The organism is Methyloceanibacter methanicus, assembly GCF_001723285.1.
Classification (GTDB): domain Bacteria; phylum Pseudomonadota; class Alphaproteobacteria; order Rhizobiales; family Methyloligellaceae; genus Methyloceanibacter; species Methyloceanibacter methanicus.
Genome location: NZ_LPWG01000013.1, coordinates 116,084 through 140,805 on the forward strand (window position 1 = coordinate 116,084; position 24,722 = coordinate 140,805).

The 24,722-nt window shown below is 65.1% G+C and carries 24 protein-coding genes, 1 tRNA gene and 3 pseudogenes; 18 read left to right on the forward strand and 10 right to left on the reverse strand.

Annotated elements, in window-relative coordinates:
- The first annotated feature begins 14 nt into the window (after nt 1-14).
- The gene (locus AUC68_RS12320) at nt 15-1,208 is read left to right on the forward strand and encodes a type III PLP-dependent enzyme domain-containing protein (protein WP_069437924.1); all 1,194 of its coding nucleotides are present in this window, start codon (nt 15-17) and stop codon (nt 1,206-1,208) included.
- Between the two features lie 109 nt (nt 1,209-1,317).
- Here the strand turns inward: AUC68_RS12320 and AUC68_RS12325 are convergent, their stop codons facing one another.
- Entirely contained in the window at nt 1,318-1,515 is a 198-nt protein-coding gene (locus tag AUC68_RS12325) for a DUF2735 domain-containing protein (protein WP_069437925.1), read from the reverse strand.
- 416 nt (nt 1,516-1,931) lie between these two features.
- Here AUC68_RS12325 and AUC68_RS12330 point away from each other — a divergent pair, with 416 nt between their 5' ends.
- The 3 genes from AUC68_RS12330 to AUC68_RS12340 all read left to right on the forward strand — a co-directional run bounded on the left by AUC68_RS12330 (nt 1,932) and on the right by AUC68_RS12340 (nt 3,884).
- Nucleotides 1,932-2,963, forward strand: a complete 1,032-nt coding sequence (locus AUC68_RS12330) for a glutamine synthetase beta-grasp domain-containing protein (protein WP_069437926.1) — start codon at nt 1,932-1,934, stop codon at nt 2,961-2,963.
- 180 nt (nt 2,964-3,143) lie between these two features.
- The gene (locus AUC68_RS12335) at nt 3,144-3,542 is read left to right on the forward strand and encodes a DoxX family protein (RefSeq protein WP_069437927.1); all 399 of its coding nucleotides are present in this window, start codon (nt 3,144-3,146) and stop codon (nt 3,540-3,542) included.
- 102 nt (nt 3,543-3,644) lie between these two features.
- Nucleotides 3,645-3,884: a hypothetical protein gene (locus AUC68_RS12340; protein ID WP_141701265.1), complete on the forward strand. Its 240-nt coding sequence runs from the start codon at nt 3,645-3,647 to the stop codon at nt 3,882-3,884.
- A gap of 47 nt (nt 3,885-3,931) precedes the next feature.
- Here the strand turns inward: AUC68_RS12340 and AUC68_RS12345 are convergent, their stop codons facing one another.
- The 5 genes from AUC68_RS12345 to AUC68_RS12365 all read right to left on the reverse strand — a co-directional run bounded on the left by AUC68_RS12345 (nt 3,932) and on the right by AUC68_RS12365 (nt 6,649).
- Nucleotides 3,932-4,531 carry a cysteine hydrolase family protein gene (locus AUC68_RS12345; RefSeq protein ID WP_069437929.1) on the reverse strand — a complete coding sequence of 200 codons (600 nt, stop codon included), beginning with the start codon at nt 4,529-4,531 and terminating at the stop codon, nt 3,932-3,934.
- A 157-nt stretch (nt 4,532-4,688) separates the two neighbouring features.
- Nucleotides 4,689-5,090 (reverse strand): hypothetical protein, encoded by a 402-nt coding sequence (locus AUC68_RS12350; protein ID WP_069437930.1) that lies wholly within the window; start codon nt 5,088-5,090, stop codon nt 4,689-4,691.
- Between the two features lie 149 nt (nt 5,091-5,239).
- Nucleotides 5,240-5,315, reverse strand: a tRNA-Val gene (locus tag AUC68_RS12355).
- A 229-nt stretch (nt 5,316-5,544) separates the two neighbouring features.
- Nucleotides 5,545-5,850 (reverse strand): hypothetical protein, encoded by a 306-nt coding sequence (locus AUC68_RS12360; protein WP_069437931.1) that lies wholly within the window; start codon nt 5,848-5,850, stop codon nt 5,545-5,547.
- Between the two features lie 115 nt (nt 5,851-5,965).
- Nucleotides 5,966-6,649: an HAD-IA family hydrolase gene (locus AUC68_RS12365; RefSeq protein ID WP_069437932.1), complete on the reverse strand. Its 684-nt coding sequence runs from the start codon at nt 6,647-6,649 to the stop codon at nt 5,966-5,968.
- Nucleotides 6,650-6,704: 55 nt separating this feature from the next.
- Here AUC68_RS12365 and AUC68_RS12370 point away from each other — a divergent pair, with 55 nt between their 5' ends.
- The 4 genes from AUC68_RS12370 to AUC68_RS12385 are packed head-to-tail and all read left to right on the forward strand — an operon-like array spanning nt 6,705 to nt 11,059.
- On the forward strand, nt 6,705-8,156 hold the full coding sequence (locus tag AUC68_RS12370) for an NAD-dependent succinate-semialdehyde dehydrogenase (RefSeq protein ID WP_069437933.1): 1,452 nt from the start codon (nt 6,705-6,707) through the stop codon (nt 8,154-8,156).
- On the forward strand, nt 8,153-8,872 hold the full coding sequence (gene rpiA / locus AUC68_RS12375; protein ID WP_069437934.1) for a ribose-5-phosphate isomerase RpiA: 720 nt from the start codon (nt 8,153-8,155) through the stop codon (nt 8,870-8,872). Before AUC68_RS12370 ends, rpiA begins: the two co-directional genes overlap by 4 nt.
- Before the next feature lie 53 nt (nt 8,873-8,925).
- On the forward strand, nt 8,926-10,317 hold the full coding sequence (gor, locus tag AUC68_RS12380; RefSeq protein ID WP_069437935.1) for a glutathione-disulfide reductase: 1,392 nt from the start codon (nt 8,926-8,928) through the stop codon (nt 10,315-10,317).
- Entirely contained in the window at nt 10,304-11,059 is a 756-nt protein-coding gene (locus tag AUC68_RS12385; protein ID WP_069437936.1) for an SDR family NAD(P)-dependent oxidoreductase, read from the forward strand. The genes gor and AUC68_RS12385 overlap by 14 nt, the downstream gene beginning before the upstream one ends.
- Before the next feature lie 12 nt (nt 11,060-11,071).
- Here AUC68_RS12385 and AUC68_RS12390 read toward each other — a convergent pair whose 3' ends face one another.
- Both AUC68_RS12390 and AUC68_RS12395 read right to left on the reverse strand, forming a co-directional pair.
- Nucleotides 11,072-12,247 (reverse strand): carboxylate-amine ligase, encoded by a 1,176-nt coding sequence (locus AUC68_RS12390; protein WP_141701267.1) that lies wholly within the window; start codon nt 12,245-12,247, stop codon nt 11,072-11,074.
- A 97-nt stretch (nt 12,248-12,344) separates the two neighbouring features.
- The gene (locus AUC68_RS12395) at nt 12,345-13,052 is read right to left on the reverse strand and encodes a VIT1/CCC1 transporter family protein (protein ID WP_204377032.1); all 708 of its coding nucleotides are present in this window, start codon (nt 13,050-13,052) and stop codon (nt 12,345-12,347) included.
- Nucleotides 13,053-13,181: 129 nt separating this feature from the next.
- Between AUC68_RS12395 and AUC68_RS12400 the strand changes: the two genes are divergently transcribed.
- From AUC68_RS12400 to gltX, 3 genes are read left to right on the forward strand one after another with little or no spacing between them, the layout of a single operon-like run.
- The gene (locus tag AUC68_RS12400; protein ID WP_069437937.1) at nt 13,182-14,573 is read left to right on the forward strand and encodes a class II 3-deoxy-7-phosphoheptulonate synthase; all 1,392 of its coding nucleotides are present in this window, start codon (nt 13,182-13,184) and stop codon (nt 14,571-14,573) included.
- A gap of 57 nt (nt 14,574-14,630) precedes the next feature.
- Nucleotides 14,631-16,316 (forward strand): NAD+ synthase, encoded by a 1,686-nt coding sequence (locus tag AUC68_RS12405; RefSeq protein WP_069437938.1) that lies wholly within the window; start codon nt 14,631-14,633, stop codon nt 16,314-16,316.
- Entirely contained in the window at nt 16,317-17,654 is a 1,338-nt protein-coding gene (gene gltX / locus AUC68_RS12410) for a glutamate--tRNA ligase (protein ID WP_069437939.1), read from the forward strand.
- Nucleotides 17,655-17,974: 320 nt separating this feature from the next.
- Here gltX and AUC68_RS18790 read toward each other — a convergent pair.
- Nucleotides 17,975-18,241 (reverse strand): annotated as a pseudogene (locus tag AUC68_RS18790) (DUF2865 domain-containing protein); the annotation flags it as partial.
- Nucleotides 18,242-18,587: 346 nt separating this feature from the next.
- On the opposite strand from AUC68_RS18790, the gene AUC68_RS12415 reads away from it, so the two are divergent.
- The 6 genes and pseudogenes from AUC68_RS12415 to AUC68_RS12435 all read left to right on the forward strand — a co-directional run bounded on the left by AUC68_RS12415 (nt 18,588) and on the right by AUC68_RS12435 (nt 23,238).
- A complete protein-coding gene (locus tag AUC68_RS12415; RefSeq protein WP_069437940.1) occupies nt 18,588-19,016 on the forward strand; it encodes a hypothetical protein in 429 nt (142 codons plus the stop codon).
- Nucleotides 19,017-19,105: 89 nt separating this feature from the next.
- Nucleotides 19,106-20,551, forward strand: coding sequence for a cysteine--tRNA ligase (gene cysS, locus AUC68_RS12420; RefSeq protein WP_069437941.1), 1,446 nt, complete (start codon nt 19,106-19,108; stop codon nt 20,549-20,551).
- Nucleotides 20,548-21,054 (forward strand): GNAT family N-acetyltransferase, encoded by a 507-nt coding sequence (locus AUC68_RS12425; protein WP_069437942.1) that lies wholly within the window; start codon nt 20,548-20,550, stop codon nt 21,052-21,054. The genes cysS and AUC68_RS12425 overlap by 4 nt, the downstream gene beginning before the upstream one ends.
- Nucleotides 21,051-21,173, forward strand: coding sequence for a hypothetical protein (locus AUC68_RS18195; protein ID WP_280138555.1), 123 nt, complete (start codon nt 21,051-21,053; stop codon nt 21,171-21,173). Before AUC68_RS12425 ends, AUC68_RS18195 begins: the two co-directional genes overlap by 4 nt.
- A gap of 3 nt (nt 21,174-21,176) precedes the next feature.
- A pseudogene (gene cimA / locus AUC68_RS12430) lies at nt 21,177-22,774 on the forward strand (citramalate synthase).
- A 44-nt stretch (nt 22,775-22,818) separates the two neighbouring features.
- The gene (locus AUC68_RS12435; RefSeq protein WP_204377033.1) at nt 22,819-23,238 is read left to right on the forward strand and encodes a GFA family protein; all 420 of its coding nucleotides are present in this window, start codon (nt 22,819-22,821) and stop codon (nt 23,236-23,238) included.
- 2 nt (nt 23,239-23,240) lie between these two features.
- Here AUC68_RS12435 and AUC68_RS12440 read toward each other — a convergent pair.
- Nucleotides 23,241-23,853: pseudogene (locus AUC68_RS12440) on the reverse strand (LOG family protein).
- Nucleotides 23,854-24,035: 182 nt separating this feature from the next.
- Between AUC68_RS12440 and AUC68_RS12445 the strand changes: the two are divergent.
- Nucleotides 24,036-24,512, forward strand: coding sequence for a hypothetical protein (locus AUC68_RS12445; RefSeq protein ID WP_141701268.1), 477 nt, complete (start codon nt 24,036-24,038; stop codon nt 24,510-24,512).
- Nucleotides 24,513-24,722 lie beyond the last annotated feature (210 nt).

A 24,722-nucleotide genomic window follows, 5' to 3' on the forward strand; every position in this document is an offset into this window, starting at 1 on the left:
ATGAGAGTTGTTGGATGAAGGCTTACCCGACGGCCGCGGAATATCTGCGCCATCACCGCCCCGAACGGCCGGTGCTCGCCCTGCGGCCGCATGCGTTGGCGCGCGCGGCCGATTGGTTCGTGGCGAATTTTCCAGGGCGCGTGCTCTACGCGACCAAGGCCAACGACGCGCCGCCGGTCCTCGCCGCGCTTGCCGAGGCTGGCATCCGGGCCTTCGACGTGGCCTCGCTGCCCGAGATGGAACGGGTTCGGCAGGTCGCCGACGCCGAGCTGTATTACATGAACCCGATCAAGTCCCGCAGCGCGATCGCGCGCGCCTATGGCGACTTCGGCGTGCGCTGTTTCGCGTTCGACTCGCATGACGAGCTGGAGAAGATCCTGGCCGAGACGAACGGCGCGGACGATCTCACGCTGTTCCTGCGCATCGCCTGTCCCAACACCCATAGTCTCATCCCGCTGGAGGGCAAGTACGGCGCGAGCGCCGAGGAGGCCCCGGCGCTGCTCTTGAGGGCGCGGCAGCGTGCCACGCGGCTCGGCATCACCTTCCATGTGGGCTCCCAGGCCGTGGTCCCGGCCGCGTTTGGCGAGGCGTTGACCCAGGTGGGCCAACTCATCGTGTCGTCCGGCGTGCTGGTGGACGCCGTCGATATCGGCGGCGGCTTTCCGGCCCGCTACCCTCACTCGGAGCCGCCTGGCCTCGATTGCTACATGGAGGAGATCGTGCGGGCGGCGGATGCGCTCGCGGTCAAGCATTCTTGCGAACTCCTGTGCGAGCCGGGCCGCGCCCTGGTTGCGGACGCGGAGGCCGTGATCGTCCGCGTCGACGCACGGCGCGGCAACGCGCTTTACATCAATGACGGCGCGTTCGGCGCGTTGTTCGACGCGGCCTTCTCGGGCTTCCGGTTTCCGGTGCGCTGCGTGACGCCGGGGCGCGAGGATCTGGGGCCGGCGGACCGGCGTTCGCGTTTTTACGGCCCACCTGCTGACATCGCCGACTATCTCCCAGGTCCTTTCGTCTTGCCGGAGCGGATCGGGGAGGGCGACTATTTGGAGATCGGCCAGGTGGGCGCCTATGGCCGCGTACTGGCGAACCGGTTCAACGGTTTCGGCGCCTTCGACGAGATTGTCCTGAGGGACGAGCCCATGCTGTCGATGTTCGGTGAGCGCCAGCGCGACGATGGGGAGGATGCGCGCTCCATACGTCTCTAGGACGTCGTTAGGGCCTGCGGGCGCGCGCCGACAAACCCTACAAATGAAAAGAGGGCCTCACTTCGTCCGAAGCGGGCCCTCTCAGCCGGTCGTACAGTCTGTCTGTCCGTCAGTGCTCATGGGACCGCTGCGCGTCACGGATGGCGGCGTCGTGATAGGAGCCGCTGCCATAGTCCACATACCCAACCTGCAATGACGTCAGGAGATCGTCTGCGCGTGGGCCGTAATGGCTTCCGCTCAGTCCCGAGCGGCCGCCCTTCGGGAACGGAATGACCTTCGCCGTCCCTTCATGCGTATTTGCCGTCATGGCTTACTCCTCTGTCTTCTGTGCGCCACCGCAGAATCGCGATCGCGTACCTTGAGTCTCCTATATAGAAACGCTGCAGCGCCTTGCATAAAAAAAACGCTAAGTGACGAACATTTAAGCAGCAATTCTTCTGCCGCTTTGCGTGGCATCGCCGGACTGCCTTCGGATTGACCATCTCGCGCCGAATGATCGTAGAAAAGGCGCATCCGGAGCCGATGCCTTAAGCCGCTAAGATTATTACCGAAAAGTGTACATGCATGCGGTGCCGCATGGGCCCGTGGCCTAGCGCTGCGGCCGGCCCCGCCCGAAATGTTCGCATTGGCACAAAAACTGCTTTCAGGAGGTATTGGCCGCCAGCCTCTCGCGGCCTCGGAGGGATTCATCCGTACAGTCGCTAAAACTCAAAAGGACTCACAATGACCAAGTACAAGCTCGAGTACATTTGGCTCGACGGTTACACACCCGTGCCGAACCTGCGTGGTAAGACACTGATCAAAGAGTACGATAGCTTTCCGACACTGGAAGACCTTCCCGATTGGGGTTTCGACGGCAGCTCGACCATGCAGGCCGAAGGCAGCAACTCCGACTGCGTTCTGAAGCCGATCCGCGTTTTTGCAGACCCCGCGCGCACGAATGGCGCCTTGGTTCTTTGCGAAGTGATGCTCCCGGACGGCACCCCGCACCCCTCGAACAAGCGCGCGACCATCCTGGATGACGACGGCACGTGGTTCGGCTTCGAGCAAGAGTACTTCTTCTACAAGGACGGCCGCCCGCTGGGCTTCCCGGAGCACGGCTATCCGGAGCCGCAAGGCAAGTACTACACCGGCGTCGGCTACAAGCAGGTCGGTTCGGTCGCCCGTCAGATCGTCGAGGAACATCTCGACCTGTGCCTCGAGTGCGGCATCAACCACGAAGGCATCAATGCCGAGGTCGCCAAAGGCCAGTGGGAGTTCCAGATCTTCGGCAAGGGTTCCAAGAAGGCCGCCGACGAGATGTGGATGGCCCGCTACCTGCTGGAGCGCCTGACCGAGAAATACGGCGTCGACATCGAGTATCACTGTAAGCCGCTTGGCGACACGGACTGGAACGGCTCCGGCATGCACGCCAACTTCTCGACCCAGTATCTTCGTGAAGTCGGCGGCGAGGCGTACTTCAAGGCGCTGATGGCCCAGTTCGAGAAGAACCTGCAGGACCACATCGACGTCTATGGTCCGGACAACCACATGCGTCTGACCGGCAAGCACGAGACGGCGCCGTGGAACGAGTTCAGCTACGGCGTCGCCGACCGTGGCGCTTCGATCCGCGTGCCGAACAGCTTCCCGAAGAACGGCTACAAGGGCTATCTCGAGGACCGTCGTCCGAACTCGCAAGGCGACCCCTACCAGATCGCCTCGCAGATCCTGAAGACCATCTCCGAGGTTCCGACGGCTGCAAGCGCGGCGGCGTAAGGCCCGTCCGTGCCGTTTCGGCGCGGGTAACGCTTCAGAAGACTGCAAGGGGGAGTCCTTCGAGGCTCCCCTTTTTCATGTCGGATTTGCCTGAACCTCTCAAGGTCGTGACATGACGGTCCCCTTCCGGCGCGATAAGCTCGCCCGCCGCTTTATGGACCAACGGGAGGAAACGCCGAAATGGCAGATCGACTTCAAACGGAATGGGCACCGCGCATCTTGAGCATCGTGCGCATCGTGGCCGCGCTGATCTTCATGGCGCATGGCACCGCGAAGCTGCTCGGATTTCCCGCAACGGAAATGCCGACACCCGAATTCATGTCTCTGTCCTGGATCGGCGGGATGTTGGAATTGGTCGGCGGCGCGTTGCTCGCCATTGGCCTGTTCACACGGCCGGTCGCCTTCATCCTCTCCGGCGAGATGGCGGTCGCCTATTGGATGTTCCATGCGCCCAACAGCGTCTTCCCGCTCGTGAACCACGGGGACGCGGCGATCCTGTACTGCTTCCTCTTTCTGTACATCGCGTTCGCGGGCGGCGGACCCTGGAGCGTCGACGAGATGTTGCGGCGCAAAGCCTGACGGTCTCGGCTCAGCGTAAATGGATTATTAAGCAAGTCTCTAAACTGGCTGTTCATCGGAGCCGAATCACACTCGGCGGCGATGAACACAGGCCGGCATATCATGGTGGGAGTCTTGGCCGTCACGCTGACGGGCCTGCTCGGTGCGACTGCGGCCAAGGATCTGGCGCCCGGGTCCGGTGCCGAGCAGAGCGAAAACGAGTTCTGGATCAAGACCAAGCTCGCGGACGATTTGCTGGCCGGGCGTCTCAACGTGACCAATGTCGCCAAGTCGCCGGCCGGAATTCCCGTTCCCGTCCGGTCGCCCCGCAAGCGCGCACGCACGGCGCAGCTGACGCGCTAGGCGGGCGTGTAGAGAAATCTTTCCTTCATGCGCGTTGCGTGCGCGTCCTAGTCCGGCACGCTCTTACCGTCGGCGACGACAACCGCAAACATGTCGCCGAGCGCGGACAGGCTCGCGCCTTGCAAGTCTTTCGCAGGCACGTCCTCGCCGGTCGCGGGATTTGGGATCGCACGCGTCGCCGTGGCCCCGGCGACCACGGTGTTCGCGTAGCCACGGTTGAACGAGGCCCGGGCGGTCGAGTTCACGCACATATGGGTCATGAAGCCCACATACACGACATTCTCGATTCCTTGCTTCTTGAGTTCCCAATCCAGTTCCGTCTGCTCAAAGGCCGACGGGAAATGCTTGACGATGACCGTCTCACCCTCGAGGGGAGACACGATATCGGCGATTTGGCCGATCGGCGCTCCGACGTCGTAAGGCGTTCCGGCACCGGCATCGTGCACGATGTGGATGACCGGGCGTCCCGCCTCCCGGAATCGCCGAAGGAGCTCCGCCGCTTCCTTCAGCGCCGCCTCGACGTCCTCGAGCTGCATGACACCCTCGCGATAGGTCTGCTGACAATCGATCAGCACCAGCGCGCTTTCAGAGATGGGCGCGGGGTCCGGGTTCATGCCTGTGAGTTCGCGAAGCGTCGGATTCGACATTTGTTTCCTCCTTTGGATCAGCCCGTGCGCCGTGGCGTCCGCTCAGGTGCCGATGTGGCCTGTCATGGCCGGCCCCGCGCTTGGCCCATGCCGCACGAGGTCGAGGATGGCAGGACGCCAGCCGGTGCGCCAGTGTCGTCGAGCGGCGGCGGGCCGCTTACGGGCGCAACGGGAACGGGATCACGGTCTGCATGCGCGCTTCGAGCTCGGGGGAACGCGCATCGACGTGATGCCAAACGATCTCGGAGTCCGTGCGATACCCCGCCTCGGCAAGCCGGATGCCGCAGCTCCGCGCCATGTGCAGCGCGTCCAGTTGGCAGTTGATCGTGTTGGCGCGCACTTCGCCATGCGCAATGACGTAATGCTCCTTGAGGCAATCGATCATGGTCTCGACTCTCCCGGCGGGGCGCCCCGTGAAGTCGGCCACTTTCCGAACGGGTAGCCCGTTCACGCGCCAGGATCTCTCGTCGGCGGACCAGATCAGGAAAGCGCCGACGGCCTTGGCCTCGGTCGGCAGTTCCCGGGTGGAAAGCCAGAACAGCAGGACTTGCTTCAACATCGGGTTCGTCTTCCTCCTCGGTCCGGGGCGCTGCGACAGGCTTGTCGTCCCGGCACTATACGCGCTCCGGCGCCGGTTGTGCCGCCGGCATGATCGGCGGTCTCGCCAGCGCGCCATGGGCATTTCATGCATCGGAACAAAGGAAGGAATGGTGGGCGGTACTGGACTTGAACCAGTGACCCCTGCGATGTGAACACAGTGCTCTACCAGCTGAGCTAACCGCCCGTGCGGGGCGCTCTTGGGAGTCGCGCCCAGGCCAAATCGCGTCCTCGCCTCGGAAGGTTCGAGGGGCCGCGACGGCAAGCGCGCATTTAGCGAACGGGTCCCTTCGAAGTCAAGGAGACTTAACCCGAGGAGACTTGAGCCGAGAAGATCTGAGCCGAGGAGCCCTAAACCAAAGAGTCTTGAGTCATGCCGCGTTGCCGGCGCAACGCGGCGCGGTCCGCGACGAGGTCTACTGGGCCGTCTCTTCCGCCGCCGCCGCCGGGGCCGGGGCCTCCTTCAGCATGGTCTTGACCTTGGCCAAGGTCGTCTTGGCCTTCTCGTAGTCCCCGTTGGTGCAGGCCGTGTCCGCCTCGTCGAGAAGCCAGTTCACCTCTTCGACGTCGCCCTCGTCGAGCGCCTTGGAGTTGACCGTCTCGTCCACGAGGCTTTCCGTTTGGGAAAGCTGGTCCACGCAGGCCTGTCCGGCATCTTCGGCAAGGGCGGGTCCGCCCATCAGCAAGACGATGCAAGCGCTGATCACAATGCGTTCGCGCATTCCATTTCTCCTTGGCGCAACAAGCTCAGTTCCCTACCTAGCGCGCAATTATGGCTGTTGGTTGCGGTCGATATGGCGATTGGGGCGGCATTCTGGCGCAATAGCCCGGGCGCTATTAGGAGGGGGTCGGATCGTGTTCTGTCAAGCGTTTGAGGAGGATTTCGGCTTGCGCCTCCAGGGCCGCGAAACCGTCGATGACCGCGCTGGGGTGCGGGCCCTCCGGCGGCGGCGGGCTGTAGCCGAAGGAGACGAGGATCGAGGGGATGCCCGCCCCTTGGGCCGCCTGAATGTCGACGGCGCTGTCTCCGACCATGACCGCCTGCGTCCGGTCGCCGCCACTCGCGGCAATGGCGCCGAGAAGATGTCCCGGATGGGGCTTGGACGTTTCGAACGTGTCGCGGCCCGCGACCGCCGCGAAATGGTGGTGAATCTCGAGCGCTTCGAGCAGGAGATTGGCCAGGTGCGCGCGCTTGTTGGTGCAGACCGCGAGCCGCGCGCCGCGCGCCGTCAATCGATCCAGCATGGCCACGGCACCGGGAAAGGGGCGGCTCTCGGCGGCGATATTGGCCTCGTAGTGGACGAGAAAGTCGTCGAGCATCGTCTGCGGATCGGGCTCTGTGCCAAGCGCCTCGCGGATCATGGCCAAGGCACCGCGACCCACCGCCTCGCGGACGCGTGCCGCCTCAACGGGGCGGTGTCCGTGCAGCCTCAGGGCATGGTTGAGCGCGTTGGTGAGGTCGGGCGCGGTGTCCACCAGCGTGCCGTCCAGATCGAAAACAATTGTCGCACCTTCGAGCATGCGCCTCTCCACACGTGACTTGCCGTTGCGCAAGCAGCGGCGTAGAGAGCGGGACATGCAGCTCAAAACACCGACCCTCATCAAGGACCAATGCTTGATCGGCGGCGTGTGGACCGGCACGCCGAAAGACGACGTGACGAACCCGGCGACGGGCGCGGCGGTCGGACGGGTGCCCCGTCTGGGCGCCGCGGAGACCCGCGCGGCCATCGAAGCGGCGCATGGTGCGTTCGCCGCCTGGAGCGGTTTGCTGGCCAAGGAGCGGGCGCAAATTCTGCGCGCCTGGTACGAGCTCCAGCAGGCCCATGCCGAAGACCTTGCACATCTCATGACGGCCGAGCAGGGCAAGCCCCTGGCCGAGGCGCGCGCGGAAGTGGATTACGGGTCCGCGTTCACCGAGTTCTACGCCGAGGAGGCGCGGCGCGTTCTGGGCGAGATCATCCCTACGCCGAAGCAGAGCGGCCGCATGCTCGTCCTGAAACAGCCGGTCGGGGTCGTCGGCGCCATCACCCCGTGGAACTTCCCGTTCGCCATGATCACGCGCAAGATCTCGCCCGCCTTGGCGGCGGGGTGCACCGTGGTCGTGAAGCCCGCGCCCGAAACGCCGCTCACCGCGCTTGCGCTGGCGGAACTGGCCTGCCAGGCCGGGTTCCCGCCCGGTGTCCTGAACGTGGTCACGGGCGATGCCGAAGCCATTGGCGGCGAGCTGACTTCGAACCCCCTTGTCCGCATGATCACCTTCACCGGGTCGACCGCGGTGGGCAAGCTGCTGATGCGCCAGTCCGCCGACACGGTGAAGAAGCTCTCCTTGGAACTCGGCGGCAACGCGCCCTTCATCGTCTTCGACGACGCCGATCTCGATGCGGCGGTGGCCGGCGCGGTCGCATCCAAGTTCCGCAATTCCGGACAGACCTGCGTCAGCGCCAACCGCATCCTCGTACAGGGCGGCATCTATGAGCGCTTCGCCGAACGGCTCACGGAGGCCGTCTCGGCGCTCAAAGTGGGCGCCGGCACCGAACCGGGCGTGGCGCAAGGGCCCCTCATCAACGAGGCGGGGCTTGCGAAAGTCGAGGCCCATGTGCGCGACGCGGTCGCCCAAGGCGCCAAGGTTCTGGCCGGCGGCGTGCGCCACGAACTGGGGCGGACCTTCTTCGAGCCCACGGTCTTGACCGAGGTGACGCCTCGAATGCAGATCGCGCGCGAAGAGACCTTCGGCCCCGTCGCGGCGCTGTTCCGCTTCGAGACCGAGGACGAGGCCGTTGCTCTGGCCAACGACACGCCGTTCGGCCTCGCGGCCTATTTCTTCACACGGGACATTTCGCGCGCCTGGCGGGTGGCCGAGGCGCTCGAATATGGCATGATCGGCGTCAATGAAGGCATGATCTCTTCGGAGCTGGCCCCGTTCGGCGGCGTGAAGGAATCGGGCCAGGGCCGCGAAGGCTCCCACCACGGAATCGAAGAATTCTTGGAGCTGAAATACGTCATGATGGGAGGGCTCGGCGGCCGATGACGGACAGCGCGGCGACGGTCGCAGGCTATAAGGCGGCGGCCGCGAAGGCGGCCATCGACCTGGTCAAGCCGGGCATGCGGCTCGGCCTCGGCACGGGGACGACGGCCGCCCCCTTCGTCGAGGAGGTCGGCGCCCGTGTGCGGGAGGGTCTCGAGGTCATTTGCGTGCCGACGTCCGAGGCGACACGCGCGCACGCGGCGGCACTGAACATTCCGCTCACCACGCTGGACGACACGCCGCATCTGGATCTGACGGTCGACGGCGCCGACGAGATCGACGACCAGCTCCGCCTGATCAAGGGCGGCGGCGGGGCGCTGCTCCGGGAAAAGATCGTCGCGACGGCGTCTGAGCGCATGGTGGTCATCGCCGACGACAGCAAGCTCTCCAAGACACTCGGCTCTCATCCGCTGCCCATCGAAGTGGTGCGGTTCGGCCTCAATCCGACGATGCTGCTCATTCAGGCGCTTGCCGCGGAAGCCGGATGCGAAGGCGAAATCCGGTTGCGTCGCGGCGAGGGCGATCGTCCCTTTGTCACCGATCAGGGAAATCTGATCGTCGACTGCGCGTTCCCGAGAATCGCGGAGCCCGAAGTGCTGGCCTTCGCCCTGGCGCGCGTGCCGGGCGTGGTCGAGCACGGGCTTTTTCTTGGACTTTGCGATATGGCAATTGTGGCCGGCGCCAACGGCGTCAAAATCTACCGGCACCCCGGCGCGTAGCCGCACCGGCGCCATGTCATCCTCTAAGACATCAATCGGAGCATCGATCAAAAGTGTCTGACTACGACTACGATCTGTTTGTCATCGGCGGGGGCTCCGGCGGTGTGCGGGCCGCGCGGCTCGCCGCGCAGCTCGGCAAGCGCGTTGCCATCGCCGAGGAGTACCGTATCGGCGGCACCTGCGTCATTCGCGGCTGCGTGCCGAAGAAGCTGCTGGTCTACGGCAGCCGCTACGGTGCGGAAATCGCCGATGCCGCGGCCTTCGGTTGGTCCCACAGGGACCTCGCGTTCGATTGGCCGACGCTGATCCACAACGTGCAGCGCGAGGTCGACCGGCTGAACGGAGTCTACACCCGCACGCTCGAGAACGCGGGCGTCGATCGCTTCCTGACGCGGGCGACGTTGGACGGCCCCCATAGGGTGAAACTCGAGGATCGCGCCGCCTCCGTGTCGGCGGAATACATTCTGGTCGCGACGGGGTCGGTGCCGTCCTTGCCTGACATACCGGGTACGGAACATTTCATCTCGTCGAACGAGTGCTTCCAATTGGAGGCGCTGCCCGAAAGCATCGTCATCCTTGGCGCTGGCTATATCGGGATGGAGTTCGCCTCGATCTTCGCAGGGCTCGGCGTTGCGGTCACCGTGGTCCATCGCGGCGACCAGATCCTGAGAGGATTCGACATCGATCTGTGCGATATTGTCGCCGAAGCCTTGCGGGATCGGGGGGTCGATTTGCGAATGTGCACGAACATCACCTCGATCGAAAAGGATGGCGACGAATACCAGGTCGTGCTGACCGATGGCGATGTCCTTCACGCATCCACCGTGATGGCCGCGACGGGGCGGACGCCCAACACGAAGGGGTTGGGACTCGAAGCCGCCGGCGTGGCGCTTGGCAAGAATGGCCAGATCCTGGTCGACGCCTATTCCAAGACAGGCATCGACAATATTTATGCGGTGGGCGACGTGACCAATCGCGCCAACCTCACGCCCGTGGCAATCCGCGAGGGCACGGCCTTTGTCGAGACCGTCTTTGAGGGACGACCCAAGGCGATGGACTATGGTTTCATTCCGACGGCAGTCTTCACCGAGCCTGAGATCGGCACGGTGGGTCTGACGGAAGAGGAGGCGCGCAAGGACCATGCGGTCGACGTCTACAAGACGAGCTTCCGGCCCATGCGCGCGACGATCAGCGGCCGTGGCGAGAAGGTGTTCATGAAACTTGTCGTGGACGCGGAGACAGACAAGGTGCTCGGCCTGCACATGGTCGGTCCGGACGCGGCCGAGATCGTCCAGATGGCGGCGATCCCGTTGCGGCTCGGCGCGACCAAGGCCGATTTCGATGCCACCATGGCGCTTCATCCCAGCATGGCGGAAGAGTTCGTCACCCTGCGGCAGAAATGGGAGCCACCCGTTCCGATCAAGGGGTCCGATGCGGCGGCTTGAGGCAAAGATCGCGCTCGTCACGGGCGGTGGCGCCGGGATCGGGCGGGCCATTTGCGAGACCTTCGCGCGCGAAGGGGCGCAGGTTCTGGTCGCGGATATCGACGGCGATGCGGCCAAGGAGACGGCCGAGCAAATCGTCAAGGCGAACGGCGCTGCTACGGCGCACACGGTCGACATCACCGACACCGCGCAGGTCAAGGCGCTGATGCAAACCATCAAGGACGCCCATGGGCGGCTCGACGTGTTGGTCAACAATGCCGGCGTCGGCGCCCGTGCGGACTTCCGCCATCTCACCGACGTGGAATGGGACACGGTCTGGTCGGTAAATCTCGACGGGACCGTGAAGTGCGCACGTGAGGCGTTCGACCTGATGCGGGCCTCCGGCAAAGCCTCGATCGTCAATCTGTCCTCGGTGATGTCCGCGAAGCACACGCGGCAGATGGCCGTCTATTCGGCGACCAAAGGCGCGGTGTCTGCCCTGTCGCGCAGTCTCGCCGTGGAATACGCGCCGTACGGCATCCGCGTGAATACGTTGCTGCCAGGCTATGTGGAGACGGCGCTGATCGGCCGCTATCTGAAGAACCCGGGGATCGCCAAGGCGCTGCTCACCCAGACGCCGCTTCGCCGGTTCGGGACGCCCGAGGATATCGCCAATGCCGCGCTGTTCCTGGCCTCGGACGAGGCGGCCTATATCACCGGGGCCGCTCTCAACGTCGACGGCGGGATGCAGACGACGCTCTAAGGCTGCGGTGCCTTAAGCGCTTTCGCCTTCGAGCACGGCCGCCGTATTCGCGCCAGGCACGGCGGCGGTCTCCACCACGAGTTCGTCGACAACGGCGATGAGCGCGTCGTGCTCCGAGCCGCCTTCGGCCTTCACCTTGGCATAGCGCTTCAACTGCCGGTCCGCGCTGGTGCCACGCTGGAGAATGGTGCGCGCATGGGCGACTTCGGGCGCGCAGCCGAAATAGGCGGCGTCCTCGGCCACGAGTTCGAACAATTCCTCGAGCAAATGCGAGAAGGGCACCATGGCGCCCCGGCCGAAATCCACCATGCCTTCCTCGATGCCGTAGCGTTGCGCGCGCCAGCGGTTTTCGCGGATCAGGAAGGGCGGGTAGTGGCGCCAGCGCTGGTTCTGCCGGCGTAGGCGATAGAGCAGGCGGATGATGCACTGGTAGAGCGCGGCGATGGCGATGGCGTCCTCGATCAGCGGACAGACATCGGTGATCCGCATCTCCAGCGTCGGGAAGCGCGCCGAGGGGCGCAGGTCCCACCAGATCTTCGTCGCATCCTCGATGAGCCCCGCGCTGACCATGAGCTCGATCGTGCGCTCGTATTCGCTGTAGCTGGAGAAGCTGTGCGGAATGCCGGTGCGCGGCAATTCGTCGAACACGGAGAGCCGGTAGGATTTGAGGCCCGTCGGCTCGCCTTGCCAGAAGGGCGAGGACGTGGACAGCGCCAAAAGGTGCGGCAGGAAATAAGGCGCCTGGCCGAGGAGGTCGATCCGCAAATCGTCGTCCTCGATGCCGATATGCACGTGCATGCCGCAAATCAGCATGCGGCGGATGACGTGCTGGAAATCCTTGGCGAGAACGTTGTAGCGCTCCTTGTTGGTGTGGTGCTGGCTCTCCCAATGGGCGAAGGGATGCGTCGAGGCCGCGATGGGCGCGAGGCCGAACTCGCCGGCGATGCGGCCGATCGTGGCGCGCAACTCGATCAGCTGGTCGCGCGCCTCCTGGACCGAGCGGCAAACCCGGGTGCCGACCTCGATCTGCGAGCGGAGGAACTCGGGGCTGACCTGTCCCTTGATGGCGCCTTCGGCCTTGGTCAGCAAGGCGGCCGGCGGCTCCGGGACGAGATCGCGCGTCTGCTTGTCGACGAGGAGATATTCTTCCTCGATGCCGATGCTGAATTTGGGTTCCTGTATCGCCATGGGGCTCGGCTCGTGTGCGACGTGCGATTCACAATTGCGGCGATAGTTGCACGATCGCCGGGACCGGCGAAAGCGAAAGGCGCTCAGATCAGCCCTTTTAGCCAAGAGCCGATGACATAGGCGACGCTCGCGGCCAGCACGCCGATGACGAGGGTCTCGAAGCCGGCGAGCCACCATGCTTCGGCGACCAACGGCTCCGGAACGAGCCGATGGCGAAGAACGTCGCGGCGGTCATGATCGCCGAGGGCCATTCCGGGTTGCTCAGCCCCGCGAGATAGGGCAGGAGCGGGACGCTGCCGCAAAGCACGAAGGCAACGAAGGTATTGAGCGCGGCGTGGATCGGGGAGCGGACGACGGCGGGCATGCCGTGCTCTTCGCGCATCATGGTCTCGATCCAGCTGCTGCGATGCTGGGTCAGAACGCTGACGACGCTTTCGAGCGTGTCGCCCTCAAAGCCCTTGGCCCGGAAGATTTGCCGGATTTCCTCCCGTTCGCCCTCGGGCGCGAGGTCGACATGGCGCTCCTCCATGCGGCGCAACTGTTCGTACTCGTCGCGCTCCGCCTTGGTCCCGGTGAAATTGCCGGCAGCCATGGAGAACCCGTCGGCGAGAAGATTGGCGACGCCGAGGATGACAACGACCGCGGGGGAGAGGTTGGCGCCGACCACGCCCGCCATGATGGCGAATGTGGTGACCGTGCCGTCGATGCCACCATAGATCCAGTCTCGCAAATAGCTGACCTTCGGCCCCCGGCGAAGCCGCTTGGCGATGTCGCGGGGCTTGTGGCTATGTTCAAGTAAAGGCAATGGTTTCTGTTCCTCCCCGCGCCATTATCGGCTATGACGCAGGCCCGCGATAGACAGGCCGTCGCGATCCCCGGCTAGCCACAGTCATTTCAAATGCTTATATAGCGGGGACTTGAGTGGAGATTGAAAATGGCACCGCGTTGGAGCCCCGATAGCTGGCGTTCAAAGCCGATTGAGCAGGTCCCGGACTACCGGGACGCCGCAGCCCTTGCCGAAGTCGAGCGGCAGCTCGCCTCGTTCCCGCCGCTGGTTTTTGCAGGCGAGGCGCGGGAGCTGAAGGCCAAGCTCGCCCGCGTCGCGCAAGGGGAGGCCTTTTTGCTGCAAGGCGGCGACTGCGCGGAGAGTTTCGCGGAGCACGGTCCGGACACGATCCGCGACTTCTTCCGCGTATTCCTGCAGATGGCGGTGGTGCTCACCTATGCCGGCGGATCGCCCGTGGTGAAAGTCGGCCGTATCGCCGGCCAGTTCGCCAAGCCGCGGTCCTCGCCCACCGAATCGCAGGATGGTGTCGATCTGCCGAGCTATCGCGGCGACATCATCAACGACATCAACTTCTCGGAGGAGGAGCGCGAGCCCGATCCTCAGCGCATGCACATGGCCTACCGCCAGGCGGCGGCGACGCTCAATCTGCTGCGTGCGTTCTCGCAAGGCGGTTACGCGAATCTGGAGCACGTGCATCAGTGGAATCTCGGCTTCGTCGAGGACAGCCCGGCGGGACACCGCTACCGGGAGCTCTCCGATCACATCGCCGAAACGCTGCGCTTCATGCGGGCCATTGGGCTTACGCCCGAAAACACCCCGCAGCTTCGGTCGACGAGCCTCTACACGAGCCACGAAGCGCTGCTGCTGGGATACGAGCAGGCGCTGACCCGGATCGATTCCACCTCGGGCGACTGGTACGCCACATCGGGCCACTTCCTGTGGGCCGGCGACCGCACGCGTCAGCTCGATCATGCGCATCTCGAATTCCTGCGCGGGGTCAAGAACCCGATCGGCGTGAAATGCGGACCGAGCCTTGCGCCGGACGAACTGCTGAAGCTGATCGACCTGCTCAGCCCGCAGAACGAGCCGGGACGCCTGACGCTGATCTGCCGCTTCGGGGCGGACAAGGTGGGCGATCATCTGCCGGCGCTGATCCGCGCGGTGGAGCGGGAAGGCAAATCGGTGGTGTGGACCTGCGACCCGATGCACGGCAACACTATCAAGGCGGGCAGCGGCTACAAGACGCGGCCGTTCGACCTGATCCTCAAGGAGGCCGAGGCGTTCTTCGACGTGCATCGCGCCGAAGGGACCCATGCGGGCGGCATCCACGTGGAGATGACCGGCAACAACGTCACCGAATGTGTCGGCGGCGCCAAGGCCGTCACCGAAACGGATCTGTCGGACCGCTACCACACCCATTGCGATCCCCGGCTCAACGCCGATCAGTCGATCGAGCTGGCCTTTATCGTGGCCGAGCGCCTGCGCCGCGAGCGGGAAGGGCGGCCCGCGCCCAAAATTTCAGTCGCGGCTGGCGAGTAGGCTTCCATGCGGCGGGCGGGCCCCGATCGGCGCGTTTCATCGATTTGAGATCGTTCCATGGCCGGTGAAACCAAGGACTCCTTCAAGCTCGCGCTCGCGCAGGCCAATCCGGTGATGGGCGATCTGGACGGCAATCTCGAAACCGCGTTGCGCTTGCGCGATCGGTTTGCCGCCGACGGTGCGGATCTCGTCGTCTTCTCGGAGCTGTTTCTGACCGGCTATCCGCTGGAGGACCTGGTGCTGAAGCCGGCCTTGCAGCGAGCCGCGCGCGAGGCCTGCGAGGCGCTGGCCGAGCGGACGGGCGATGGCGGGCCGGCCATTCTCATGGGGCTCCCATGGGCAGATGGCTCGGGCAACGGCGGCAAGGTCTACAACGCCGTGGCCCTGCTGGCGGAGGGCGGTATCGCCGCCGTGCGCACCAAGCATGTTCTGCCGAACTATGGCGTGTTCGACGAGAAGCGGGTGTTCGCGCCCGGTCCGATCCCCGAGCCGATTCCCTTCGGCGGACTGAACCTCGGCGTCCCCATTTGCGAGGACATCTGGGAGGAGGACGTTTGCGCGGCCTTGGCCCGGGCCGGCGCCGATCTTCTGATCGTGCCCAATGGTTCGCCCTATTGGATGGGGAAACAGGCGATCCGTTACGGCGTGGTGGGTGCCCGCGTCGCGGAGACGAAGTGCCCGCTCGTCTATCTCAACCAGTTCGGCGGGCAGGACGAGCTCGTGTTCGACGGGGCCTCGTTCGTGTTCAATGCGGACGGTTCCTGCGCGGTGCAGATGCCGGCCTGGGAGGACGCGGGTCTTGTCACGGAGTGGCGCAGCGAGGCCGACGGCTGGCATTGCGTTCCGGGCGAGATCGTCCCGATCGAGGCGGGCGAGGCGGCTAATTATCTCGCCTGCGTGACGGGGCTCCGGGACTACATCAACAAGAACGGATTTCCGGGGGTCGTCCTCGGCCTGTCGGGCGGGATCGATTCGGCGCTTTGCGCGGCCATGGCCGTGGATGCGCTGGGCGCCGACCGCGTCCATTGCATCATGCTGCCTTACGCCTATACGAGCAGCGCGAGTCTCATCGATGCGGAACAGATCGCGAAGGCCCTCGGCGTCCGCTACGACACGATGCCGATCCATGGCGGCGTCGACGGTCTGGGGGCCTGTCTGACCGGCGTGCTGGGGGGCATGCCGGACGGCTTCACGGCCGAGAACCTGCAGTCGCGCACGCGCGGGACGCTTCTGATGGCGGTCTCCAACAAGCTCGGGCCGCTGGTGCTGACCACGGGAAATAAGTCAGAGGTTTCAGTCGGTTATGCGACGCTCTATGGGGACATGAATGGCGGGTTCAATCCCATCAAGGACCTCTACAAGGGACAGGTCTATGCCCTGTCGCGCTACCGCAACAAGAACCGGCCAAAGGGCTGTCTCGGGCCCGAAGGCGTCATCATTCCGGAGAACGTCCTGACCAAGGATCCGTCCGCCGAGCTGAAGCCGGACCAGCGGGACGTGGATACCTTGCCGCCTTATCCGGTGCTTGACGACATTCTCAATTGTCTCGTCGAACAGGAACTCTCGGTGCCGGAGATCATTGCGCGCGGCCACCCGGCCGAGACCGTGAAGAAGGTCGAGCGGATGCTCTATCTCGCCGAGTACAAGCGCCGCCAGGCCGCGCCCGGCGTGAAGATCACCGAACGCAATTTCGGCCGCGACCGCCGCTACCCGATCACCAACAAATTCCGCGAGACCGTTTAGATGACCGTCACCGTCCGCTTCGCGCCGAGCCCCACGGGACGGCTGCATGCCGGCAATATCCGCACGGCGATCATCAACGCGCTGTTCGCCCGAAGATCCGGGGGAGATTTCATCTTGCGCCTCGACGACACGGACAAGGAACGCTCCACGAAAGAGTTCGCGCGCGGCATCGAGGAAGACGTCGCTTGGCTGGGTCTTGCCTGGTCGTCGCTTGTCCATCAGTCCGACCGGCTCGCGCTCTACGCCGCCGCCGTCGAAAAGCTGAAAGAGAAGGGCCGTCTTTACCCGGCCTATGAGACGCCGGAGGAACTCGAGCTCAAACGCAAACGCCAGCTCGCGCGCGGCAAGCCGCCCGTCTACGACCGCGCGGCGCTCGATCTCACCGACGACGAGAAGGCGGCTTTCGAGGCCGAAGGGCGCAAGCCCCATTGGCGCTTCAAACTGGAGCCGGTCGACGTGGTTTGGGACGACCTCGTGCGCGGGCGGCAGCACGTGGACGCCGGTTCTCTGTCGGACCCGGTGCTGATCCGGGGCGACGGGACCTTCCTCTACACGCTGCCGAGCGTCGTGGATGATATTGATCTCGGCGTGACCCATGTCATTCGCGGCGAGGACCATGTGGCCAATACGGCGCCGCAGATCCAGCTCTTCGAAGCGCTGGGCGCGTCCGCGCCGTCCTTCGGGCACCACAATCTTCTCGTGGGCGCTGACGGGCAGGCACTGTCGAAGCGGGACCGGGCCCTGTCCATCCAGGGCATGCGCGCGGAGGGGCTCGAACCGATGGCTGTGGTCAGCTATGCGGCGACCATCGGCACGAGCGACCCCATCGCGGCGCATGAGAGCCTGGATGAACTGGCCGAGGCGTTCGACTTCGCCAAGCTGTCGCGGGCGCCGGCGCGATTCGATCCGCACGAACTGCGCCTCCTGAATGCCAAGCTCCTGCACGAGCGTCCCTATGGGGCCGTGGCCGGGCGGCTCGAGGCCTTGGGCGTGGGGGGAGGCCAGGCGTTCTGGGAGGCCGTTCGGGGCAATCTCAGCGTGCTCGAGGACGCCAAGGACTGGTGGACGGTCGTGACGGGGCCGCTCGAGCCCGTGATCGAAGACCGAGGCTTCTGCGACGCGGCGGCCAAGCTGCTGCCGCCGGAACCGTGGGGCGAGGAGAGCTGGGGCGCGTGGACCGCCGCCGTGAAGGCGGAGACGGGCGCCAAGGGTAAGGCGCTGTTCCAGCCGCTCCGTCTCGCGCTTACCGGGCTGGCCCACGGGCCCGAACTGAAGCAGCTCCTGCCGATGATCGGCCGGGAGCGGGTGCTTAGCCGGCTTCTGGGCGAGACGGCGTAAGGCGATCCGCTAGTTCGCGCTCGGCGCCGATTCTTGACGAACGAGGACTGTCCCTGCGCCGGGGCTTGCGCTGCCGCTGGCGGCGCGGCAGGCGGGGCCTGGAAGCCCGGAGGCCCCGGGACCTGCAGAGACGGCGCGCCTTGCTGTGCCGCCTGTGGCGGCGGCGCGATCTGCAGCTCGGAAGGCGATGTTTGGTCGAGGTCGAGATTGAGCTGAGGCGGCGGACCGCTCGGCGCGGGCTGGGCCTGCGGCGCGGGAGCCGCGGAGGCCTGGGCCGCGCCCTCCGGCGGAATGCCTTGCGCTTTCTTGTTAGCGGCCTCGATTTCCATCGGGTTGTACTCGGCTGTCTTGCAGGAACAGCCTTTCACGAACTCTTTGCGGTAGCGCAGCGCCACGGGCAGATCCATATAGGGCGACCCGCTTAGCGAGATCGCCTGTTCGATTTCCTGACCCGGGTTGCGATAGACGTAGAGTTCGGCGGGGGCTGCGCAGCTGGCCTGGCACTTCTGGGCGTCCTCGGCCGCGTTGCGGCCGTAGGTCGAATAGTGGATCGGGAAGTAGAAGCCGTCGCAGAGCCGCACGCACACGGTCCGGTACCGCCGCCGGGATTGATGCTGCGATAGATCGGCGTCTGGTATTCCTGGCGCGGGCCGCCGAAGAAATCGAACAGACCGCCGCCCGGTTCGGAGGCGCCGCTACAGCCATTACGCTGCATGGCGCGCTGAAGCTCTTGTATCCGCCGCCGGTTGCCGCCGCCGCCGAGCGAGGTCCGTTGCGCCTTGAGGCGTTCGGAGTGCCGGCGCGCGTCCTCGACGCGGGCGTCAAGCTCAGGCAGCGCGGCGTCCGTTTCAGGGCCCGGCCGAAGATGAGCATGCGCTCGTAGCAGCCGGCCCGATCCATCTCCGACTTCGCGGCGCGATAGACCTGGGTGGCTTGCGCGATTTCCTGGTTGAGGGCGGCGAGTTCCGGCTGGTTGGCGCCGCCGCCGCTCGCCGCGTTGATCTCCTGCTGCAACTGCATGCACCGGATATCCTGCTCGCTCTGAGCAAACCCGTCGCCGGAGAAGGCCAGGCAGCCCAAGACGAGCGCGGTCAGGCCGGCAAACGCCCGCGCGCCGAACGGCGCGGGACGTGCCGCGCATGGCGCCAGAACGCGCGCAAAACCGCGATGGACCCTCACGACAATCGTTCCAATCCTTGGGGAAACCTCAATAATGCATTATGCGCGCTCAGAATCTGCGGTCAATGCGGCATGAATAAGATGGTTTGCTTGACGATTTGGCAGTTTGACGCCATAAGCGGAGCCAAGATGACGTACCTGCAATCGAACCTTAGCATTTCGGGCTGCATTATTCCGCGCTAGCAAAATAGCTCGCACGGGTCGTTCTTCTTTTACCTATCCAATCATCACCGACGAACATCCGGCGGGCCTCAAGCCGAAGGGGCTTGTCAGTGTCGCTTACGATCTACAATACGCTCACCCGCCGGAAAGAGCTCTTCGAGCCTCTCGATCCGGGCAATGTGCGCCTCTATGTCTGCGGGCCGACGGTCTACGACTACGCCCATATCGGCAATGCGCGGCCCGTCATCGTGTTCGATGTGCTGTTCCGCCTGCTGCGGCACGTCTACGGGCCCGATCATGTGACCTATGTCCGCAACATCACGGACGTGGACGACAAGATCAACGCGCGGGCGGCACGCGACTATCCGGACCTGCCGCTGAACGAGGCGATTCGCAAGGTCACGGAGAAGACCGAGGCGCAGTTCCACGACGACATGCATGCGCTCGGCGCGCTGGACCCCACGGTCGAGCCGCGCGCCACGGAGCACATCGAGCAGATGCGCGCCATGATCGACCGCTTGATCGCCAAGGGCGCGGCCTATGTGGCCGAGGATCACGTGCTGTTCCGCGTGGCGTCCATGGCCGATTACGGGAAGCTTTCGGGACGGTCGCTGGACGAGATGCTGGCGGGTGCGCGGGTCGAGGTGGCGCCCTTCAAGCAAGACCCGATGGACTTCGTGCTGTGGAAGCCCTCCAAGCCGGGTGAGCCCTCATGGCCGTCGCCGGGCGGGATCGAGAGACCGGGCCGGCCGGGCTGGCATATCGAATGCTCGGCCATGTCTGCGGCGCATCTGGGCGAAGTGTTCGACATTCACGGCGGCGGCATCGACCTCGTCTTCCCGCACCATGAGAACGAGATCGCCCAATCGCGCTGCGCCCACGGCACCGACGTCATGGCGAAGGTGTGGATGCATAACGGCTTCCTGCAGGTGGAAGGCGAGAAGATGTCGAAGAGCCTCGGCAATTTCGTCACCGTGCATGAGCTGCTGACCGGGTGGCAGGGCTATGCCTGGCCGGGCGAGGCGCTGCGCTTCAACATGTTCCGCACCCATTACCGCCAGCCGCTCGACTGGACGCTTGTGAGCCTCGACGAGGCCCACAAGACGCTGTGGGATTGGTATGGCGATGTGGAGGCCTTCGAGCCGGCGCCCGAGGTTCCGCCCGCGATCGTGGACGCGTTGTCCGACGATCTGAACACGCCGAAGGTCATCGCCGAGCTGCACAAGCTTCATGGCGCCAAGGAGCATGCGCAACTCCGCGCGGCGCTTGGCTTCCTTGGCTTCTCGGGCAAGCGTGAAAACATCAAGCGGAACGTCGTAATCGACGTGCCTTCTGTAGCTATCGAGGTTCACGCCTTACCGCCCTCGATTGAGGCTGGCCCGTCAGACAAGCAAGTCAATGAGCGGGTCGCTGCACGTCTCGCCGCCCGCAAAGAGAAGAACTTCGCGGAAGCCGACCGCATTCGCGACGAACTCGAGGCCATGGGTATTGTCTTGATGGACGCGAAGGATCCGGAGACCGGCGAACTCGTGACCACGTGGGAGGTCGCGCGATGAGTGCCGAAGCGAACCCACAACTGGCGCTGCGCCCCATGCTGCCGGGCGAGGCGCAGCTGCTCGCCGAGATCTTCCGCGCCAGTATCCGGGAACTCACCCAGGACGACTACGAAGAAGAGCAGCAGGAAGCCTGGGTTGCCGCTGCCAACGACGAGGCGGCCTTCGCCAAGACGCTGGCCGATCACACCACCATCGTCGCGACCATGGGCGGATCGCCCGTGGGCTTCGCGTCGCTGGAGTCGGACGACAAGGTCGGCTTCCTCTACGTGCACCCCGCCGCGGTCGAGCGCGGTGTCGGCACCTTGCTGGCCGATGCGCTCGAGAAGATCGCGGGCGGACGCGGGGCGAAGGATCTGAGCGTCGATGCGAGCGACAGCGCCTACGACTTCTTCAGCAAGCGCGGCTACGCCGCCCAGCAGCGCAACAGCGTCCGCCGCGGCGATGAGTGGCTCTCCAACACAACCATGAAGAAGACCCTGCCGGGTCCGGAGACGGTACAATGAGCGATTTTCTGAAAGACACCCCGTTCAAGGGCTCGCGCCGCGTCTATCTCGTGATCAAGATCGCGGTGCTGGTGCTCGCCGTGCTGCTGGCCCTGCGCTACCTGTTCGGGGTGGTCTAGGCTATGACGCGCGAAACCCTTTCCCTTTACGATACGACTTTGCGGGACGGCGCCCAGACCCAAGCGTCGACTTCTCGCTCGAGGAAAAATTGCTGATCGCCGAACAGCTCGACCGGCTTGGCATCGACTATGTGGAAGCCGGCTATCCGGGCGCGAACCCCATCGACACGGATCTGTTCGGGCAAGACCGCAAGCTCGGCGCCAAGGTCACCGCCTTCGGCATGACGAAGCGGCCCGGCCGGTCGATCTCGAACGATCCCGGCTTCCAGGCGCTTCTGTCGGCGGAGGCGGACGCGATCTGCCTCGTGGGCAAGACCTGGGACTTCCATGTGGACGTGGCGCTCGGCGTCACGCTCGAGGAGAACCTCGCCGGCATCAAGGAGTCCGTCGAGGCCGTGGTGGCCTCGGGCCGCGAGGCGCTGCTCGACTGCGAGCATTTCTTCGACGGCTACAAGGCCAACCCGGACTACGCGCTGTCCTGCGCCAAGACCGCCTACGAGGCGGGAGCCCGCTGGGTCGTGTTGTGCGATACCAATGGCGGCACGTTGCCGGAGGAGGTCGAGGCCATCGTCACGGAGGTCGTCGCGCATGTCCCGGGCGATCACGTCGGCATTCACGTGCACAACGACACGGATAACGGCGTCGCCAATTCGCTCGCGGCGGTGCGCGCCGGCGCGCGGCAAATTCAAGGGACGCTGAACGGTCTCGGGGAGCGCTGCGGCAACGCCAATCTAACGTCGATCATCCCCACGCTGTTGCTCAAGGGCGGTTACGCCGACCGGTTCGAAACCAAGATCACGCCGGAGAAACTCGGCACGCTGACCCATGCCTCGCGCGTTCTCGACGAGATGCTGAACCAGGCCCCGGACCGGCACGCACCTTATGTGGGCGAGGCGGCGTTCGCGCATAAGGGCGGCATCCACGTTTCGGCCGTGCAGAAGGACCCGCGCACCTACGAACACGTGCCGCCGGAGACGGTCGGCAATGCGCGTAAGCTGCTGGTCTCGAACCAGGGCGGCCGCTCCAACGTCCTCGCGCAGCTGGAAAGCATCGGGCTCGCCGTGCCCAAGGACGATCCGCGGGTGGTGCGGCTGGTCGACCTGGTGAAGGAGCGCGAGGCCGTCGGGTACGCCTATGAGGCGGCCGAGGCCTCGTTCGAACTCCTGGCGCGGCGCATGCTGGACACGGTGCCGCAGTTCTTCGAGGTTGACTCGTTCCGGGTCATGGTCGAGCGGCGTCACAATGCTGTGGGCGCGCTCGTGACCGTATCGGAGGCGACGGTCAAGGCGCGTGTCGACGGCAACACGGTGATGTCGGTCGGAGAGGGCAACGGTCCCGTCAACGCGCTGGACAATGCGCTGCGCAAGGATCTCGGGCCGTATCAAAGCTATATCGACGACCTGAAGCTCGTGGACTACAAAGTCCGTATCCTGACGGGCGGCACGGACGCGGTCACGCGCGTCCTCATCGAAAGCCGCGACGGCGAAGGGCGGCGCTGGTTCACGGTCGGCGTGTCGCCGAATATCGTCGATGCCTCCTTCGAGGCCTTGCTCGACTCGATCAACTACAAGCTGATCCGCGACGGCGCGCCGGCGCCTTGAGCCAGGGCGTGGTTATGGGAGGAGCGCTCTTGGGAGGAGCGGCTATGGGACACGAAAGCGACGAACGGATGCGAACCGCGCATTGCGCTTGCGGTGCCATGACCGTGTCGACGCGCGGCGAGCCGGCCGATGTCTATCTGTGCAGTTGCCTCGACTGCCAGCGCGGGACGGGAAGCGCGTTCTCCTACGGGGCGCTCTTTCCGGAGCCTGCCGTCCGCATGGCGGGCGAAACCCGCACGTACACGCATCGCGCGGAGTCCGGCCGGTCCGTCGTGAGCTGGTTCTGCCCCACGTGCGGCACGACGGTCGCGTTCCGGGCCGAAGGCCTGCCGGGCATGGTCGGGGTTCCGGCCGGCTGCTTCGCCGATCCCGGCTTCGCAAAGCCCACGAAGTTGTTCTGGGCCTCGCGGCGGCATCATTGGCTCGACTTGCCGGACGATATCGCGCCGATCGAAACCCAGTAGGCTCAGAACTTCGCCACCGCCGGCGCTTCGGCCTCCGGCCCCGGTTCCAACTCGGCCAGAGACCGGTGGATGACCGGCAGCACGTCATGAGCGCTGTCGGCGACGCTCATCTTCAGTTCGAATCCGGAGCGGATGAAGTTGTGCTCCGTCATCTTGTCGAACAGGTCGAGCAGGGGATCCCAGAAGCCCTCAATGTTCACGAGCACGATCGGCTTGCGGTGCCGGCCGAGCTGCGACCAGGTGAGTTGTTCGACAAATTCCTCGAGCGTGCCGAGGCCGCCGGGCAGGGCGACGAAGGCGTCCGACTTCTCGAACATGAGATGCTTGCGCTCGTGCATGGTTTCGACCACGACGAGTTCTTGCACGTCGAGGAGCATGCGTTCGCGCCCGTGGAGGAATCCGGGCATGATCCCGGTAACGTGGCCGCCGTGCTTCAGGACCGCGCGGGCGACGATGCCCATGAGCCCCAGGTCGCCGCCGCCATAGACAAGCCGCGTGTCGGTGGAGGCCAGCGCCTGGCCGAGCTCGCGGGCGGCTCGGCAAGGCCGGGTTCTGCCCGGCACCGGATCCGCAATAAACACAGACGGTTTCAACTCTGCGACGGCGCTCCGTCATGAAAACTCCCGCGATCCGCGCCCCTTCCAGTCTCGGGGGCCATCTGGCATCGGGCGACGCGAGTCGTCAAGAATCGCGACGGCGCGCGGTTCTTGCCGATCGTTGTGGCAGTGGCATGAACGATTGGCTAGGGTTCGCCCCCGCATGGCCGGCAGAGCCATGGCCCCGGCAACGACAATGCATTGAGTGAGGACGTGATCACGATGATGGGCTGCAGTTTCCTGGTTCGAATGGCGGCGATCGCCGCCGCTTTGAGTGTCTTTCCGGTCGCGCCTGCCCTGGCCGAGGATGCGGCGCCGGACGCGGATGTCGTTGGCAAGGCCTCGTCGCCGTCGCACAAGGCGCCGATCAAAGTGGAGGTGGTGGACTACAAGCGCGGCGAGGACGGTCCCGGAACCTTGAAAATGTCAGGCAAGGCCATTCCGGGCCTCGATCTCCACGTCTTCGTGGACGATAGACCCTTCGCTTTGGTCAAGATGGCCGAAGGAGAAGGAACGTGGAGCACCGAGGATCAGATCCAGCTCAGCGAGGACGTTCATGTGGTGCGCATCCAACAATTCGACGAGAAGACCCAAATGCCGGCGGCGACAGCAATGTTCAGGCTAAAGCTGACTCCCCCGAGCCCGGAGGATCTGGCTGCGCCGCCGCCGAGCCGGTAGCCGGGGATATTCCGGTCCGGTCTTTCGGGCGTCGGTGAGCCAAACGCCAGGGGGCCGATGCGTGCCTGTGCACTTGGCGCTGGCGCGCCCGCAGGCTATATCGATGGGGATGGAGGGGGCGGCCATGACGGCGCGCCCCTTTTCCGATGCGCGACCGGTCCTCTCGGCTCAGGCGCCGCCTCTTTCGCCCCTTGAACCTCCGGCCGGTCC